The organism is Fusicatenibacter saccharivorans (assembly GCF_027667425.1).
Taxonomy (GTDB): domain Bacteria; phylum Bacillota; class Clostridia; order Lachnospirales; family Lachnospiraceae; genus Fusicatenibacter; species Fusicatenibacter saccharivorans.
In genome coordinates this window covers 89601-103875 of sequence record NZ_JAQEGR010000013.1, presented here as the reverse complement: position 1 = coordinate 103875, position 14275 = coordinate 89601, and the positions used below count along the sequence as shown (strand labels likewise).

The 14275-nt window shown below is 46.9% G+C and carries 15 protein-coding genes; 10 read left to right on the top strand and 5 right to left on the bottom strand.

From position 1 onward, the window contains the following. Window positions 1–30: 30 nt before the first annotated feature. The 3 genes from PGS38_RS13025 to PGS38_RS13015 all read right to left on the bottom strand — a co-directional run bounded on the left by PGS38_RS13025 (window position 31) and on the right by PGS38_RS13015 (window position 2591). A complete protein-coding gene (locus PGS38_RS13025) occupies window positions 31–702 on the bottom strand; it encodes a phosphatase PAP2 family protein (protein WP_055268197.1) in 672 nt (223 codons plus the stop codon). A 72-nt stretch (window positions 703–774) separates the two neighbouring features. Further along, window positions 775–1647, bottom strand: coding sequence for a glycerophosphodiester phosphodiesterase family protein (locus PGS38_RS13020; protein ID WP_173841597.1), 873 nt, complete (start codon window positions 1645–1647; stop codon window positions 775–777). Beyond that, a complete protein-coding gene (locus tag PGS38_RS13015; protein ID WP_055268199.1) occupies window positions 1644–2591 on the bottom strand; it encodes a diacylglycerol/lipid kinase family protein in 948 nt (315 codons plus the stop codon). Before PGS38_RS13015 ends, PGS38_RS13020 begins: the two co-directional genes overlap by 4 nt. Window positions 2592–2926: 335 nt before the next feature. Between PGS38_RS13015 and PGS38_RS13010 the strand changes: the two genes are divergently transcribed. Next, window positions 2927–4489: a PucR family transcriptional regulator gene (locus PGS38_RS13010; RefSeq protein ID WP_270476365.1), complete on the top strand. Its 1563-nt coding sequence runs from the start codon at window positions 2927–2929 to the stop codon at window positions 4487–4489. Here the strand turns inward: PGS38_RS13010 and PGS38_RS13005 are convergent. Both PGS38_RS13005 and PGS38_RS13000 read right to left on the bottom strand, forming a co-directional pair. After that, complete coding sequence (locus tag PGS38_RS13005) at window positions 4425–4946, bottom strand: phosphatase PAP2 family protein (protein WP_055221420.1); 522 nt, start codon at window positions 4944–4946, stop codon at window positions 4425–4427. The genes PGS38_RS13010 and PGS38_RS13005 overlap by 65 nt on opposite strands. Window positions 4947–4948: 2 nt before the next feature. After that, entirely contained in the window at window positions 4949–5605 is a 657-nt protein-coding gene (locus PGS38_RS13000; protein WP_147326119.1) for an NAD(P)-dependent oxidoreductase, read from the bottom strand. A gap of 390 nt (window positions 5606–5995) precedes the next feature. Here PGS38_RS13000 and PGS38_RS12995 point away from each other — a divergent pair, with 390 nt between their 5' ends. The 9 genes from PGS38_RS12995 (at window position 5996) to PGS38_RS12955 (ending at window position 14224) form a co-directional block, all read left to right on the top strand. Continuing rightward, window positions 5996–9037 carry a VaFE repeat-containing surface-anchored protein gene (locus PGS38_RS12995; RefSeq protein ID WP_118198952.1) on the top strand — a complete coding sequence of 1014 codons (3042 nt, stop codon included), beginning with the start codon at window positions 5996–5998 and terminating at the stop codon, window positions 9035–9037. After that, window positions 9037–10101, top strand: coding sequence for a DNA cytosine methyltransferase (locus PGS38_RS12990; protein ID WP_302471728.1), 1065 nt, complete (start codon window positions 9037–9039; stop codon window positions 10099–10101). The genes PGS38_RS12995 and PGS38_RS12990 overlap by 1 nt, the downstream gene beginning before the upstream one ends. 63 nt (window positions 10102–10164) lie before the next feature. After that, window positions 10165–10299: a hypothetical protein gene (locus PGS38_RS12985; protein ID WP_270437986.1), complete on the top strand. Its 135-nt coding sequence runs from the start codon at window positions 10165–10167 to the stop codon at window positions 10297–10299. A 46-nt stretch (window positions 10300–10345) separates the two neighbouring features. After that, window positions 10346–10660 (top strand): YdcP family protein, encoded by a 315-nt coding sequence (locus tag PGS38_RS12980; protein WP_005363246.1) that lies wholly within the window; start codon window positions 10346–10348, stop codon window positions 10658–10660. A gap of 15 nt (window positions 10661–10675) precedes the next feature. Beyond that, complete coding sequence (locus PGS38_RS12975) at window positions 10676–11059, top strand: YdcP family protein (RefSeq protein ID WP_117598200.1); 384 nt, start codon at window positions 10676–10678, stop codon at window positions 11057–11059. A gap of 16 nt (window positions 11060–11075) precedes the next feature. Then, window positions 11076–12479, top strand: a complete 1404-nt coding sequence (locus tag PGS38_RS12970; RefSeq protein WP_118198950.1) for an FtsK/SpoIIIE domain-containing protein — start codon at window positions 11076–11078, stop codon at window positions 12477–12479. Between the two features lie 137 nt (window positions 12480–12616). Beyond that, window positions 12617–13867 carry a MobT family relaxase gene (gene mobT, locus PGS38_RS12965; protein ID WP_118198949.1) on the top strand — a complete coding sequence of 417 codons (1251 nt, stop codon included), beginning with the start codon at window positions 12617–12619 and terminating at the stop codon, window positions 13865–13867. A 4-nt stretch (window positions 13868–13871) separates the two neighbouring features. Next, complete coding sequence (locus PGS38_RS12960) at window positions 13872–14003, top strand: DUF3789 domain-containing protein (protein WP_117598682.1); 132 nt, start codon at window positions 13872–13874, stop codon at window positions 14001–14003. After that, entirely contained in the window at window positions 14003–14224 is a 222-nt protein-coding gene (locus tag PGS38_RS12955) for a hypothetical protein (RefSeq protein WP_117598681.1), read from the top strand. Before PGS38_RS12960 ends, PGS38_RS12955 begins: the two co-directional genes overlap by 1 nt. The last annotated feature ends 51 nt before the right edge of the window (window positions 14225–14275 follow it).

The window sequence follows — 14275 nt, the reverse complement described above, 5'->3', positions numbered from 1 at the left end:
TTCTGGTGCGCGGGCCGTCCGTTTCCGTTTTTACATTCTATATTTCGCTTTTTTCTCCCGTGTCCGCAGTGCATTCCCCGCCTTTGCCGGCCGGTACAGCAGCATACAAGTTCCCGCATTCATAACAAGCGCACAGCACACATCCGATACGGAGTGCTGTTTTAAAAACATGGTCGAAAACACAATCAGCACCGTCAGGCCCAGGCAGACGTTTCGGAATACCGGGCGGTTTTTGAGCTGCTCGCTGTGTTCTACGGCAACAGCTACGGCTACGGAATTATATACGTGAATACTTGGGAATACGTTGGTCGGTGTGTCTGTCAGGTAAAGGCCTCTGACCAGATCCGTGAAAATGTTCTCCCGTGGGAATACCGTCGGGCGCAGGTTCTGGCCGTTCGGGTACAGATAGGAGATCACGAGGAACGCCGTCATTCCGATTCCCAGGTTGATAATCAGCTGATAATATTCTCTGCGGTTCTTGTTGCAGAAGCCGAAATAAAGGACAGACCATGCAATATATCCAAACCACATAAAATAAGGAATCACAAAAAACTCACAGAACGGAATCATATCATCAAACGGAGTATGAATCAGATGATAACCTTTCGTAATGTGCGTTTCCAGATATTGAAAACATTTCAGATAGAAAATACCATAAACCACTACCGGAAGAAAATGCTTATATTTTTTTATTGTCTTCATAGTTTCCCTCCACTTTTCTGACGAGGTTTTTCTCTTCAACCTGCTGAAATTATAGCACACCGAAAACCGAAGTCAATAAGCTTTATTATTTTTTAAGAAACAATTCATCGGTTTCTGAAAACCGTCCTTGGGATGGAAATGTTCAAAGATCGCCGCGTCGAATTTTTTCCGTGTCCGGTTATATACATGCTCATCTTTTACCGTCCATGCAAATGCCGGTGTCCGAAACAGCATACGGTCGATCAGGAAGCCCGGGCAGTCGGCATAGCGGTGGTCGTAGGCGATAAAATCCGGTTTCCCGATAAAATTCAGCATCAGATGACGCGCCATTATCCGCAGGATCAGATGCACCTTATCATTCTTTGAAAAACGGCCGGAAAGCTGGCCGCGCAGCGTCTGCGGCATGTGGCGGCGGCACCAGCGGAGGGCCAGGCTGTTGAAGGATTCCATGCAGAACATACCGGTGTACCCCTCCATCTCCTTCTGAAATCCCGCACAGACCGCCGTGGAAAGTCCCGGCATCTTGATTTCGATTAAAAGCGGCACGCGGCCGTCTACCGTCTGCAGTACCTCACGAAGCAGCGGAATCTTTTCCGTGCTGTCGCCCAGATGGAACTGCTGGAGTTCCTCATACGTATAATCGCTGATTTTTCCCTCGTTTCCACACATCCGCTTCATCGTGTCGTCGTGGAACACCACAATCCGGCCATCCTTTGTGATCTGAATATCCAGCTCGATGGCATATCCCTGCTCCGCCGCGCGGGCAAAAGCCGGAAGAGAATTCTCCGGAACTCCCTCCGCCGCGTTCCACAGACCGCGGTGCGCATAATTCCATTCCGCAAATTTCAGACATTCCTGCCGTCTCGATGTAGCCGGCAGAATGGAAAAGAAATAACCTGCTGCCATGACGGCAAGCACTGCAAAAAATATGATCCAGAACATCATCTTTCCATCCCTTCTTTCACCCAGTCGCCCAAAAGGCGGAGACGCTCCGTTTCCAGTCCGATCCTTTCCTCCGTGCGGTGTCCGCCCGATTCTCCGTCCAGGTGGACCGGTTCCGCGCGGTCTGTCTGAAAGGAAAGGCTGCTGCACCGCTCCATATGTACCTCAGGAAATCCCGTGTGGCGTCCAAACAGCGCCATCGGCAGAAGATAGCTGACTTTCCATTTGGCAAGATTGGAAACCACCATCACGTCGAGCAGATCATCTGTCCCGTCCGCCTCCGGGCAGAAGCAGAAGCCGCCGCCCTCGTACGGAAAATTCATTGCCACTGCAAAAAGAACATTTTCAAACGAACGGTGTTCTCCGTTTTCCAGCGCTGCATCCAGCGTGAACGGTTCGAGATAAAAGAGCTGCCGCAGTGCAATCATCACATACGTAAGTTTTCCCAGATGCAGCCGGTTCAGCGTATTCTTGATTTTTGATGCCAGCGCCTCGTGGCAGATGCCTGCATCAAAACCGATGCCGGTGCTGACGAGAAATCTCCGCTTTTGGCTGCCAAGAAGCGCCGTTCCAATGTTGATCTCCTTTTCCTCCCCTTTCAGCACAGCTTCCAGCGCCTGCAGCGGATCGGAGGGAATTCCGGCACCGCGCGCAAAATCGTTGCCGCTTCCCGTTGGAATATAACCGAACTTTACATCCGACAGGCTGGTGATTCCATCGACCGCCTCATTCGCCGTACCGTCTCCGCCGATCGTCAGAAGGACATCATCGGGATTCCATACCCCTTTCGCGGTCAGTCGTGCTGCCGTCTCCCGTGCGCTTCCGTGATACTTTGTCGGATATACACGAAATTCCGTTCTGCGCCGCTCAAGCTCGCCCTCAATCACCGGCCACAGCTTCTCGCCGCGCCCCGACCGCGATTTTTTATTTACTATAATATGATACATCAAAGTCATACCTTCCTTTTTCTTCTGCAAAAAACCACTTCAAATCACCTGAATCATGTTCTTACGCAGCGAAACAGCAAGTGTTTCACTGCTGAGTGAACAGTAACCAAATCAGCCATATTGTAGCAGTTTTCCCCGCAAACCACAACTATCTTCACAAAATCTTAACTTGTTGCCGCCGTAAAAATTCCCGCACCCCTGTCTTTTCTTTCTTGACAGACCTTTTTGTTCTGCTAAAATAAAAAGTACCGCGGTTTCGTCCGCAGAACGTCACTCATTTCTGAGGAGGTTTTTATGAATTTTTACGATATGACACGCGCAGGGAGGATGATACGATGAAGCTCTCCCCCGCATTTCTCGCTTATAAACTAAGCAGCGCTTTTTCGGTTCTTGCACCGGAAAACCTGCCGCTCTCCGGCACACTGGAGCTGCCTGTTCTTTACCAGACAGGCTCCGCAGCCACTGCGCACCGTTTCTTTCTCTGCACAGAAGAACAGATCGGCTCTCTTTCCTCCCTCCCGGAAGAAAGCAGCTCCCTTTTTCTTCTCTGTACCGAAGAACTGCCGGAGGAACTTCCGGCTCCGGTTTCGATCGCCGTTAAGAGCAGCGTATCCGCTGTTTTTTCGTTCCTGCAGGAGCTTTTCTGGACGTACGATTCCTGGCAGAAGGAGCTGATGCAGGCACGGCTCGACGGAAAATCGATCCAGCATCTTTTAAATCTCTCCCTGCCTGTTTTTGCCCACCCGCTGATGGTGGTCGGCATGGATTTTTCCATCATCGCCGCAGCGTCCGAAGAACCTTCCTTTTTTCCCGAGAAGGTGTTTGGCTCCCTCGATGCAACGCGCCCGCTTCTGCTCTCCTTGACAGAAAGCAGCGAATACGCGTCCGTCCGCGATCTCAATGGATGGTTCCGCTTTCCGGATCACGTAACGGGACTTGGTTCCCTCTGCGTCAACATCACGCAGCATGGTCAGAGCGCCTACCGCCTGCTGCTCCTCGACACAAAAAAGGATCTTTCTGATTCCGAAGGCTTTCTTCTTGAATTTCTTGCAGAAATGATCCATCACGCCTTCCTGCACAATGTGATGCAGAAAACCTCGCCTGCGCAGTCGCTTCACACCGTGCTGCTCCGTGCCCTCGACGACCGGATGGCCGACTATATTGCGGTCAGCCAGGCTCTCGATGCGCTCGGCTGGCATTCCCGCCACACCTACTGCTGCCTCTATCTGCAGCTTTCCGATATGGATCAGAAAAACCTGACGGCAAACTCGGTCTGCGCCTATCTGGAAAATATTCTGACCGGCTGCTCCGCGTTTCCACACGGCGGCGGTATCGTTGCGTTCTTTAACCTCACGCTGTCCGATTTTTCCATGACCGATCTGATGGAACGCATGGTGCACTTTGTGGAGGACAGCTCCTTAAATGCCGGCTTTTCGCGCTGCATGAACGGCCACATGAATCTGCGCCGCCAGTATATCCAGGCAAAAATCGCCCTGCAGTTCGGCACGCGAAAATACCCGGACAAGCGGATGCATCCGTTCAACGATATCTCGTTTGACTACATCCTCGATCAGGCAACAAAAAAGCTCCCCGGCTACATGCTGTGCCATGAGAGACTTCTCTTTCTGCAGGAGCACGACGACAGCTCCGGCAGTGACTATATGCGGACGCTCCGCTGCTATCTGGACAACCACTGCAATGTCGTCCAGACGGCGCGTGAGCTTTTTATCCACCGCAGTACCCTGCTCTACCGCCTGGAAAAGATCAAGGAAATTTTAGAATCTGATCTTTCCAGCCCGGATGAAATTCTGTATCTGATGCTTTCGTTCCGTTTTATCGACCTCGAGAATGAAGAAGAAAACCGTTCTGGATCTTCGCAGCCAGAAAAGCACAGATAAAACCAACCGCAATTCCCGCCAGGACATCGGTCGGGAAATGCACAAACAGATACAGTCTGGAAAATGCAATCAGGCAGGCCAGAATCAGTGCGGCAGCTCCTTCTTTTTTGTGCATCACAAAAATAGAGACTGCCGCCGCAAACGAGGCTGCCGAATGGCCCGATGGGAAGGAATAGTCCTTCGGAGCGGCAACCAGCAGCTTTACCTGCTCGTCAATCCAGCACGGACGCGGGCGCGCTGCCAGCGGCTTTAACACCAGATTACATAAAATCAAATCTAAAATCAGCGCGATCGCCATTCTTACACCGCATTTCCGGTATTTCGGAAGGATTAAGAAAACGGCAGTCAGCGCAATCCAGATCCATCCCGCATTTCCAAGTGAAGTAATTCCCACCATCACCCGATCGAGCACTGCATTGTGAAGATGCTGCAGTGCATATAAAATTGAAAAATCCATTCTTACCCCTCTCTGTAAAAAATGGGCATTTTTCTGCTGTACATCTGCTGATCGGCGGCCGCCTCGTACAGAAATTCCGCCAGGGCCTCTCTCGAGTATCCAGGCCGGAACTGGCTGCCGTCCAGCGAAATACTGCAGTTCTGCCCTACCTTTTTCACTTTCCCGTCTCTTCCCGGACACGTCCGCACCAGTGTCCAGTTCAGATCGCTCCGTGCCAGAACCTGTCCCATCTTCTGCATATCTTTATAGACACCTGGCCAGAAAATCTGCATGAATTTCGTACTCATTCTCTGGTATTTGTCCTCGCAGTCTCCAAACGCATGAATGCAGACATGTCCTACCGTCACAAACCTCGTTTTTCCAAGCTGCTTCATGGCTGAGAGAATCATCGCGTTTCCGTCAGCCAGCGGTGTCTCCTCTTCTTTTACATGTTTCACACGCATCGGAGTCAGCACGCTGATGACTGCATCCGCTTCCAGCAGTGCCTCCAGCACGCGTTCCCGGTTCTGAAGGCTTCCCTCAATCACGGTCAGATTTTTTCTCGGCCAGATCGCTTTTGCATCCGGCACGTAGGCGGTCACCTGTGCGCCGTGAAGAAGCGCCGTGTTGGTCACATACTGCCCAAGCAGTCCCCCCAGACTGAATATTGTAATTCTCATGAAATCCTCACTCTCATCTGTGTGTCTTTTGTATCCTCCGCAGATTTTTTGACACACTTTCCTAATGTTATCTCCTATTCTAACACACCGCCCGTATACGATACAATGAAATAAAACTAAAAAAAGTATAACCTTTTTCGTCCTTTCTTCATATCGTAAGTAGAACCGTATTTTCAGGAGCTTTGATCTTATGCCCTATACTATCGTAATCGATGCCGGACATGGAGGAACACAGTTGCGCAAGTAAGACTGATAACGAAATTACTTAAAGAAAGGTAACTGTTGCTCCTATCAAAATTAAATATGTGTGAGAGGACAAGCCTTTCAGTTCATAGACGTTCAGAAATGAGCGTCTATTTTTTTACCCAAATGAAAGGAGAATCAAAAAATATGAATAAGATACTGAAACGATTGTTTACAGGTGTTCTCACCCTTGCAACCGTCTTTACCGCACTACCTACAACTGCTGTTCATGCTGCGGAAACGCAATACTGGACAGCATCAGAGGAACGTGTCGGAATTGTTGAGAAAGTAATGAATGACGGTTCTATCGGCTCTACATTCAACGAGGGGCATATGACCGTCGAGGGCGAGGACGCTTACTGTATCGACATCAACACAGGCTTTAAGAATGGATATAAGACTAGAGCTGACGCAAGTACACGCATGACTGTCGACCAGATAGCTGACGTTGCTTTATCTCTTGAATACGTCAAACAGTATACGAAAAGTCATACAGGATTGAACAGCCAGCACGCCTATCTTTTAAGACAGTTAGTAGTCTGGCAGAGATTGAGCGTCCATCTTGGGTGGAGCTGTGACAATGTACGAGCTTCCTATGATGAAATCTCAAAATCCGTGCAAGATGAAGTATTCGCCGGAGCGAAAGCCTTTGTAGCAGCAAATAAAGGACGCTATGACTGTTACGGTTATATCTACACTGGTGAGGGGCAGGATTTAGGACAGTTCTATGCAAAGTTGGCTGTCGGGAATGGCAAGATTCAGAAATCTTCCAGTAATACCACAGTTACGAACGGGAATAACTGCTATTCCCTCTCTGGTGCGACTTATGGTGTCTATTCTGATAAAGGCTGCACGAAATCTGTTGTCACACTTACGACAAATGCCAGTGGAAATACTGACACTGTGGAATTAAGAGCTGCAACATACTATGTGAAAGAAACGAAAGCCCCAAAAGGATTCCAGTTAGATAAGAACGTCTATACTATGACGGTCAAAGCTGGTGAAACTTCTACATTGAAAGTCAGCGACACACCAAAAGTCACAGACACTTTGGTTGAGCTTTTCAAGATTGATATGGAAACTTCCAAAGCTACGCCACAGGGTAACGCTTCTTTGGAGGGTGCAGAGTTTGTCTGGAAGTATTATGACGGATATTACACAAAAGACAATCTTCCATCAGAACCAACACGCACATGGACGACAAAGACAATCGCTGAAAAAGACAGCAAGAATGAAGTCCATTACATCACAAGATTAGCGGATTCCTACAAGGTGTCTGGTGACAGTTTCTATACACAGAATGGTACTATCTGCTTGCCGCTTGGTACTATCACTGTAGAAGAAAAGGCAGCTCCAAACGGTTACTTATTGGAGGGTGCTTATATGCAGGCTGCAGGAAGTTTTGAACAGATAAAAGGTGTCTATGTGTCACAGATTACAGAAGATGGGGAGCTTGCAGCATTAAGCGGCAGCAACCAGTATTCCGTATCAGACAAGGTTATCCGTGGCGGTGTCAAAATCCAGAAACGTGACCTTGAAACCAAAGATACAAAGGCACAAGGCGGTGCGACTTTGAAAGATACTGCCTTTGAAATCATTTCCTTAAATGATAACGCTGTCTTGGTAGATGGCAAGCTATACAGCAAAAATGAAGTCGTCAAGACAATCCATACAGGTGTTGACGGTATCGCTGCAACTGCCACTGATACATTACCATACGGAAAATACCGTATTGAGGAAAGCAACGCACCAGAGGGATATTTGACAGATGGTGCAAAACCGATTGAATTTGAAATCACAGAAGATGGCAAAATCGTGGATTTAACAGATGAAACACATTCCATCTACAATCAGATTAAACGTGGTGATTTGGAGGGTGTGAAAATTGGTGATGGTACTCACAAGCGACTTGCGAATGTTCCCTTTAGGATCACAAGCAAGACGACTGGTGAAAGCCATATCATTGTGACAGATAAAAACGGTCAGTTTTCCACTTCCTCTGACTGGGTATCTCATAAACAGAATACCAATGCTGGAAAGACCAGTGAGGACGGTATCTGGTTCGGTACTTCCACACCAGACGACAGCAAAGGTGCATTGCTCTATGATACTTACACAATCGAAGAATTACGCTGCGTTTCCAACAAGGGAATGACACTGATTCCGGCGTTTGATGTGGTGGTATCAAGAAATAATGTAGTTATTGACTTGGGTACTTTGACAGATGATTATGAGCCAGAAATCTCTATCCATACGACTGCCACAGATAAGGTGACAGGTGAAAAATCAATCGTTGCTGGAAAGAGCGTGACTATCGTTGATACTGTGACTTTAGATGGTCTGACAAAAGGCACGAAATATCAGTTGAAAGGCTGGCAGATGGTGAAGTCTGAAAATGCACAGCTTTTGATTGACGGGCAGCCTGTAGAAAGTGGCTATACCTTTACTGCGGAAGATTCCAGTATGGAAGTCGAGATTGCCTTTACATTCAATGCTTCTTCTCTTGCAGGGAAAGACCTTGTGACCTTTGAAGAATTATACGATTTATCCAATCCAGACGAGCCTACAAAGGTAGCGGAACATAAAGATATTGAGGACGAGGGGCAAACGGTGACGATTACGGAACGTATCATCACTATGCACACAACCGCTACCGACAAGGCAACAGGTAAAAAGACAATCGAAGCTGGCAAGGACGTAACTATCGTTGATACTGTGACTTTAGATGGACTTGAAAAAGGCGTGAAATACACCCTTAAAGGCTGGCAGATGGTGAAGTCTGAAAATGCAGAACTTATCGTGGGTGGTAAACGTGTAGAAAATGACCTTACCTTTACTGCCGAGGATTCTAAAATGGAGGTTCAGATTGAGTTTACATTCAATGCTTCGGAGCTTGGCGGCAAAGAGCTTGTGACCTTTGAAGAATTATATGACGTAACCAATCCAGACAATCCTATCAAAGTAGCTGAACATAAGGACATCAAGGACGAGGGGCAGACGGTAACTGTCAAAGAAAAACCAGAATCCCCTACGACACCAGAAGAACCTAGTACACCAACAAAGACAAGTGATTCACCAAAAACAGGTGACAACACGCCATTTGTCGCATTGTTCGTCATGATGGGAATTTCTGCTGCTGGTCTTATCTTTGCCGGATATAAGAGATTTGGCAGAAAAGGAAACAGATAATGAGCCTGACACTTGGGAGCCTGTTTGATGGAATCGGTGTATTCCCTCTTGCGGCTTCTCGTCATGGGATTATTCCTGTATGGGCGAGTGAGATTGAAAAAGTACCGATTTCCATTACGAAAAGGCATTTTCCCGATATGCTCCACTTGGGGGATATTACGAAGCTGAAAGGCTCTGAAATACCTCCGGTGCATATCATCACATTCGGCTCACCTTGTCAGAATCTCTCCACAATCGGATTCCGTGAGGGACTGGCAGGAAGTAAATCGGGGCTTTTCTATCATGCAATCAGAATCATAAAAGAAATGAGGTGTGCGACCAATGGCATATTTCCAGTTATCGCTGTTTGGGAAAACGTCGCAGGAGCGTTTTCATCAAATCACAGGCTGGACTTTAAATTCGTGCTGGAATCATTCACAGATTCCGAGATTCCAATGCCTGATTCTGGAAGATGGGCAAAATGCGGAATGGTTAGAGGGAGTGTCGCTGATGTCTGCTGGCGCCTCTTGGACGCCCAGTATTGGGGAGAACCCTCCCTCGTACAGAGAAGAAAGCGCGTCTTTGTCGTGGCAGATTTTGGAGGACAGCGTGCCGCAGAAATATTACTTAAATCCCGTCAACTGTACCCACTTCCTGACACTGGCACAGAGAGCGGGCTATCCTCCGCCAGAGCCGGTGGAATATCTGCTGCTGAAACAGGGAGGGAAATACCTGTCTTATGTCCCTTTGAGGAAAGACGAATGCGAAGCTGTGCAAAATCGGGAGATATACCCGGATTCTTACGAAGCTTCGGACGGTCAGATGACCCTTTTCCCACTCTTTTAGCTGGTGCGGTCAATATTTTTTCGTTCTGGTATGAGGGGAAAGAAAAAGACGGAGTTATCCGCTATCTGACACCGCTTGAATGTGAACGTCTGATGGGGCTTCCCGACAACTGGACGAAGTATGACTATCTCGGAAAACAGACCAGTGCCAACGCAAGGTGTACCGCACTTGGAAACGCAATCGCCTTACCCTGTGCGGAGTACATCATGGCAGGAATCAAAGAAGTATTGGAGGGATAAGGGTTGAAAAACTATCACAACAAAGAACCGCCTGAAACAGATTTATTTTAGGAAAATCAGCATATGGCTGATATTTTATCTAACTTCTGCCTGATTACGATTTATCTTTCTGAATGGGGATTGTCAAGGGTGCTTTCGGCACAACGCCTGCCCTTTACTATCCACAGGCAGACAGATATTATCCCGACAGCAGAATGACACAATCAATCATTAAAAATATAGAAAGAAAAGAGGTAAACAATTTATGGAATTAAAACACGTTATCCCTAACATGGAAAAGACATTCGGGAATTTGGAGTTTGCAGGTGAAAATAAAGTTGAACAGCGCAGGATCAACGGACGTATGACGGTAGTTTCCCGCAGCTTCAACCTTTATTCGGACGTACAGAGGGCAGATGATATTATCGTGGTGCTGCCTGCTTCTGCTGGTGAGAAAAATTTTGAATCAGAGGAAAAAGTGAAACTTATCAATCCCAAAATCACCGCAGAGGGTTACAAAATCGGTACAAGAGGATTCACAAACTATATCTTATCGGCTGACGATATGGTGAAAGCATAAGGAGGTATTGAGTATATGAGATTAGCAAACGGAATCATCATTGACAAAGAAAAGACTTTCGGAGTATTGAAATTCTCCGCATTAAGACGAGAGGTACATATCCAGAATGAGGACGGTACGGTTTCTGAAGAAATCAAAGAACGTACCTACGATTTGAAGTGTAAGGAGCAAGGACGCATGATACAGGTGAGTATTCCGGTTTCTGTTCCGTTAAAGGAATTTGACTACAACGCCGAGGTGGAAATCATCAATCCTGTGGCTGATACGGTGGCAACCGCTACATTTCAAGGGGCAGACGTTGACTGGTATATCAAGGCAGATGATATTGTCTTGAAGAATAAGAACGGTCAGCCAGCAGGAAATAACCACGCTCCCAACAATCCGCAGCATAAGAAATAAAGAAAGGATTTAGCCTATGCCACGATTCAATAAACGTGGGAATCGAATCAGAGCCAGTGACAAATCACTGGTTTTTCGTTTCTCGGCTGGTTCGCTGCTCCTGCTGTTCTTCTCTGTAGTAGTAATACTGAACCTAAAGGCAATCATCACAACAGACTGGAAATCGGTCAGCTTTCTACAAGATGGCAGTGTCCATTTGACAATCACGCCATATAGGATAGTGACTATCGTTGTGGCGACTCTGGTCTGTATATTGGCTGCCCTTTTTTATCGCAGATTCCAGTATGATAGAGTGAAACAGTTTTTTCATCGTCAAAAGCTGGCTCGTATGCTGTTGGAAAATGGCTGGTATGAATCGGAATCCACACAGGACAGTGGCTTTTTCAAGGACTTGCCAGCCACTACCAAAAAAGAGAAAATCACCTATTTCCCTAAACTTTATTACCGTATGGAGCATGGACTTTTATATATCCGTACAGAAATCACATTGGGGAAATATCAAGAGCAGCTTTTACACTTGGAAAAGAAACTGGAAACAGGCTTGTACTGTGAGCTAGTGTCAAAAGAACTGCATGATTCCTATGTGGAGTATGTCTTACTTTATGACACTAGCGCAAACCGTATCACCATAGATGAAGTACAGGCGGAACATGGCAGCCTGCGTCTTATGAAAAATGTCTGGTGGGAGTATGACAAGCTCCCTCATATGCTGATTGCTGGCGGTACAGGTGGAGGAAAGACGTATTTTGTCCTCACTATCATTGAAGCTCTGCTCCGCAGCAATGCGGTCATGTATGTGTTAGACCCAAAGAACGCCGACCTTGCGGATTTGTCCGTTGTCATGCCGGAAGTCTGGTATAAGAAAGACGATATAACCGCCTGTATTGACCGCTTCTATGACGGTATGATGGCAAGAAGTGAAGCAATGAAGCTCATGGAGAATTACAGGACAGGTGAAAACTATGCCTATCTCGGTCTTGCTCCGCATTTTCTTATCTTTGATGAATACGTGGCGTTTATGGAAATGCTTACCACAAAGGAAAATGCTGCTGTGTTGAACAAATTGAAACAGATAGTCATGCTCGGACGACAGGCAGGATATTTTCTGATTCTCGCCTGTCAGCGACCAGACGCAAAGTATCTCGGTGATGGAATCCGTGACCAGTTCAATTTCCGTGTGGCATTGGGGCGTATGTCAGAACTTGGGTACAGTATGATGTTCGGTGAAGTAGACAAGGACTTTTTTCTGAAACAGATCAAAGGACGTGGCTATGTTGATACAGGAAACAGTGTCATATCCGAGTTTTACACTCCCCTTGTACCCAAAGGACACGACTTCCTAAAAGAGATAGGGAGATTGTCACAAAACAGGCAGGACGGACAGGCGGCGTGCGAAGCGTTAGACGCAGGTACGGACTAGCCTGTGTTGGGGTGGCGCAAGCCGCCCCAACCATCTGCCCCCGTTATCTAACAGGGGGGCACAAATTATCTGGAAACAGTCAATTACATATCAAAAAGTCCTTGAAAATAGAGGACTTTTCCAACATTCAAGGGAGTGTGACAAAATCGGTAACTGTCACATTCCTTTTTCGATGGGAGGGATTGAAACTGAAGGATACCGATTGGATAAACAAACTCAAAGAAAAACGGACGCAGTACGGCGTTTCCCAGAATCGTCTTGCGGTCATGGCTGGTGTTAGTCGTGAGTATGTCAGCAGAATTGAATCTGGAAAAGTAGCCTTGACGGAAGAAATCAAGGGGAAATTCACGGACGCTCTGGAAAAGCTGAATCCAGAGAATCCGTTGGAAATGGTCTTGGATTACGTCAGAATCCGATTCTCCACACAGGACGTTAAGCACGTTGTTGAGGATATTCTGCAATTAAAGCTGGACGTAATGATACATGAGGATTACGGGTTCTACTCCTATGCGGAACATTATGTGCTTGGTGATGTGTTCGTGCTGACATCACCCGATAAGGAAAAAGGCACGCTATTAGAGCTGAAAGGCAAAGGCTGTCGGCAGATGGAAAGCTATCTGCTGGCACAGCATAGGAGCTGGTATGACTTTCTCATGGACGCTCTGGTGGAGGGAGGTGTGATGAAACGTCTTGACCTTGCCATCAACGACATGGCAGGAATCTTGGATATTCCAGAGCTGACAGAGAAATGCAACCATGAGGAATGTATTTCCGTATTCCGCAGCTTCAAGAGTTACCGCAGCGGTGAGCTGGTGAGAAGCAATGAACAGGACAGATACGGAATGGGAAATACGCTTTATATCGGTTCACTCAAATCGGAGGTTTATTTCTGTATCTATGAAAAGGACTATGAGCAGTATGTGAAATACGATATTCCGATTGAAGATACGAAAATCAAGAACCGTTTTGAAATCCGGCTGAAAAATGAGCGAGCCTATTATGCGGTGCGTGACCTGCTGACCTACCATGACGCAGAGCGTACCGCTTTTGATATTATCAACCGTTATATGCGGTTCGCTGACAGGGAGGTGGAGAAAAGACGCAGCGAATGGCAGACCAATGAGAAATGGGCGTATTTTATTGGCTCTGATCGTGGGCGTTTGAAACTGACGACCAAACCAGAGCCTTACACGCTCACGAGGACACTCAACTGGATAAGCAGACAGGTCGCTCCCACTTGGAAAGTCTTAGAGAAGATTGACAGTAAAAATGGCACGACTTATCTCAAAGACATTTTAGACCATGCGAAACTTACGGAGCGTCACAAAAAGCTGATTGAACAGCAGACAACCTCTACGGAGGAAATGATTACAGAAACGGAGGATTGACAACATGAAGCATATCTTATTTGATTTATTTTTAGTATCTCTTGGTGCAGGTATCGGAGTGGTTACAATGTGTCTGGTACGGGCTAGCAGCCAGTTTGACAGAGATATGGAAACATGGAAAAGAGGTGAGAAATAATGAATTTCGGACTGAACTTATACAACTGGTTTTTATCCAATGCACAGTCACTTGTGCTTATGGCAATCGCTGTTATCGGGGTGTATCTCGGTTTCAAGCGTGAGTTTTCCAAACTTATTGGCTTTCTGGTGATTGCCTTAATCGCTGTCGGTCTGGTATTCAATGCCACTGGCGTGAAAGACGTACTGTTACAGTTATTCAATAAGATTATCGGGGCGTAATCATATTGTTATATCCTCCGCAAGATGTTATAATTTGTTGTAATTTAATGA

What these genes read in the sequence shown, in the direction of transcription:
- PGS38_RS12995 (WP_118198952.1), top strand. Translation starts at nt 5,996, where the DNA reads ATGAATAAGATACTGAAACGATTGTTTACAGGTGTTCTCACCCTTGCA.
- PGS38_RS12990 (WP_302471728.1), top strand. Translation starts at nt 9,037, where the DNA reads ATGAGCCTGACACTTGGGAGCCTGTTTGATGGAATCGGTGTATTCCCT.
- PGS38_RS13025 (WP_055268197.1), bottom strand. Translation starts at nt 702, where the DNA reads ATGAAGACAATAAAAAAATATAAGCATTTTCTTCCGGTAGTGGTTTAT.
- PGS38_RS12975 (WP_117598200.1), top strand. Translation starts at nt 10,676, where the DNA reads ATGAGATTAGCAAACGGAATCATCATTGACAAAGAAAAGACTTTCGGA.
- PGS38_RS13005 (WP_055221420.1), bottom strand. Translation starts at nt 4,946, where the DNA reads ATGGATTTTTCAATTTTATATGCACTGCAGCATCTTCACAATGCAGTG.
- PGS38_RS12980 (WP_005363246.1), top strand. Translation starts at nt 10,346, where the DNA reads ATGGAATTAAAACACGTTATCCCTAACATGGAAAAGACATTCGGGAAT.
- PGS38_RS13015 (WP_055268199.1), bottom strand. Translation starts at nt 2,591, where the DNA reads ATGTATCATATTATAGTAAATAAAAAATCGCGGTCGGGGCGCGGCGAG.
- PGS38_RS12985 (WP_270437986.1), top strand. Translation starts at nt 10,165, where the DNA reads ATGGCTGATATTTTATCTAACTTCTGCCTGATTACGATTTATCTTTCT.
- PGS38_RS13020 (WP_173841597.1), bottom strand. Translation starts at nt 1,647, where the DNA reads ATGATGTTCTGGATCATATTTTTTGCAGTGCTTGCCGTCATGGCAGCA.
- PGS38_RS12970 (WP_118198950.1), top strand. Translation starts at nt 11,076, where the DNA reads ATGCCACGATTCAATAAACGTGGGAATCGAATCAGAGCCAGTGACAAA.
- PGS38_RS13010 (WP_270476365.1), top strand. Translation starts at nt 2,927, where the DNA reads ATGAAGCTCTCCCCCGCATTTCTCGCTTATAAACTAAGCAGCGCTTTT.
- PGS38_RS12955 (WP_117598681.1), top strand. Translation starts at nt 14,003, where the DNA reads ATGAATTTCGGACTGAACTTATACAACTGGTTTTTATCCAATGCACAG.
- PGS38_RS12960 (WP_117598682.1), top strand. Translation starts at nt 13,872, where the DNA reads ATGAAGCATATCTTATTTGATTTATTTTTAGTATCTCTTGGTGCAGGT.
- PGS38_RS13000 (WP_147326119.1), bottom strand. Translation starts at nt 5,605, where the DNA reads ATGAGAATTACAATATTCAGTCTGGGGGGACTGCTTGGGCAGTATGTG.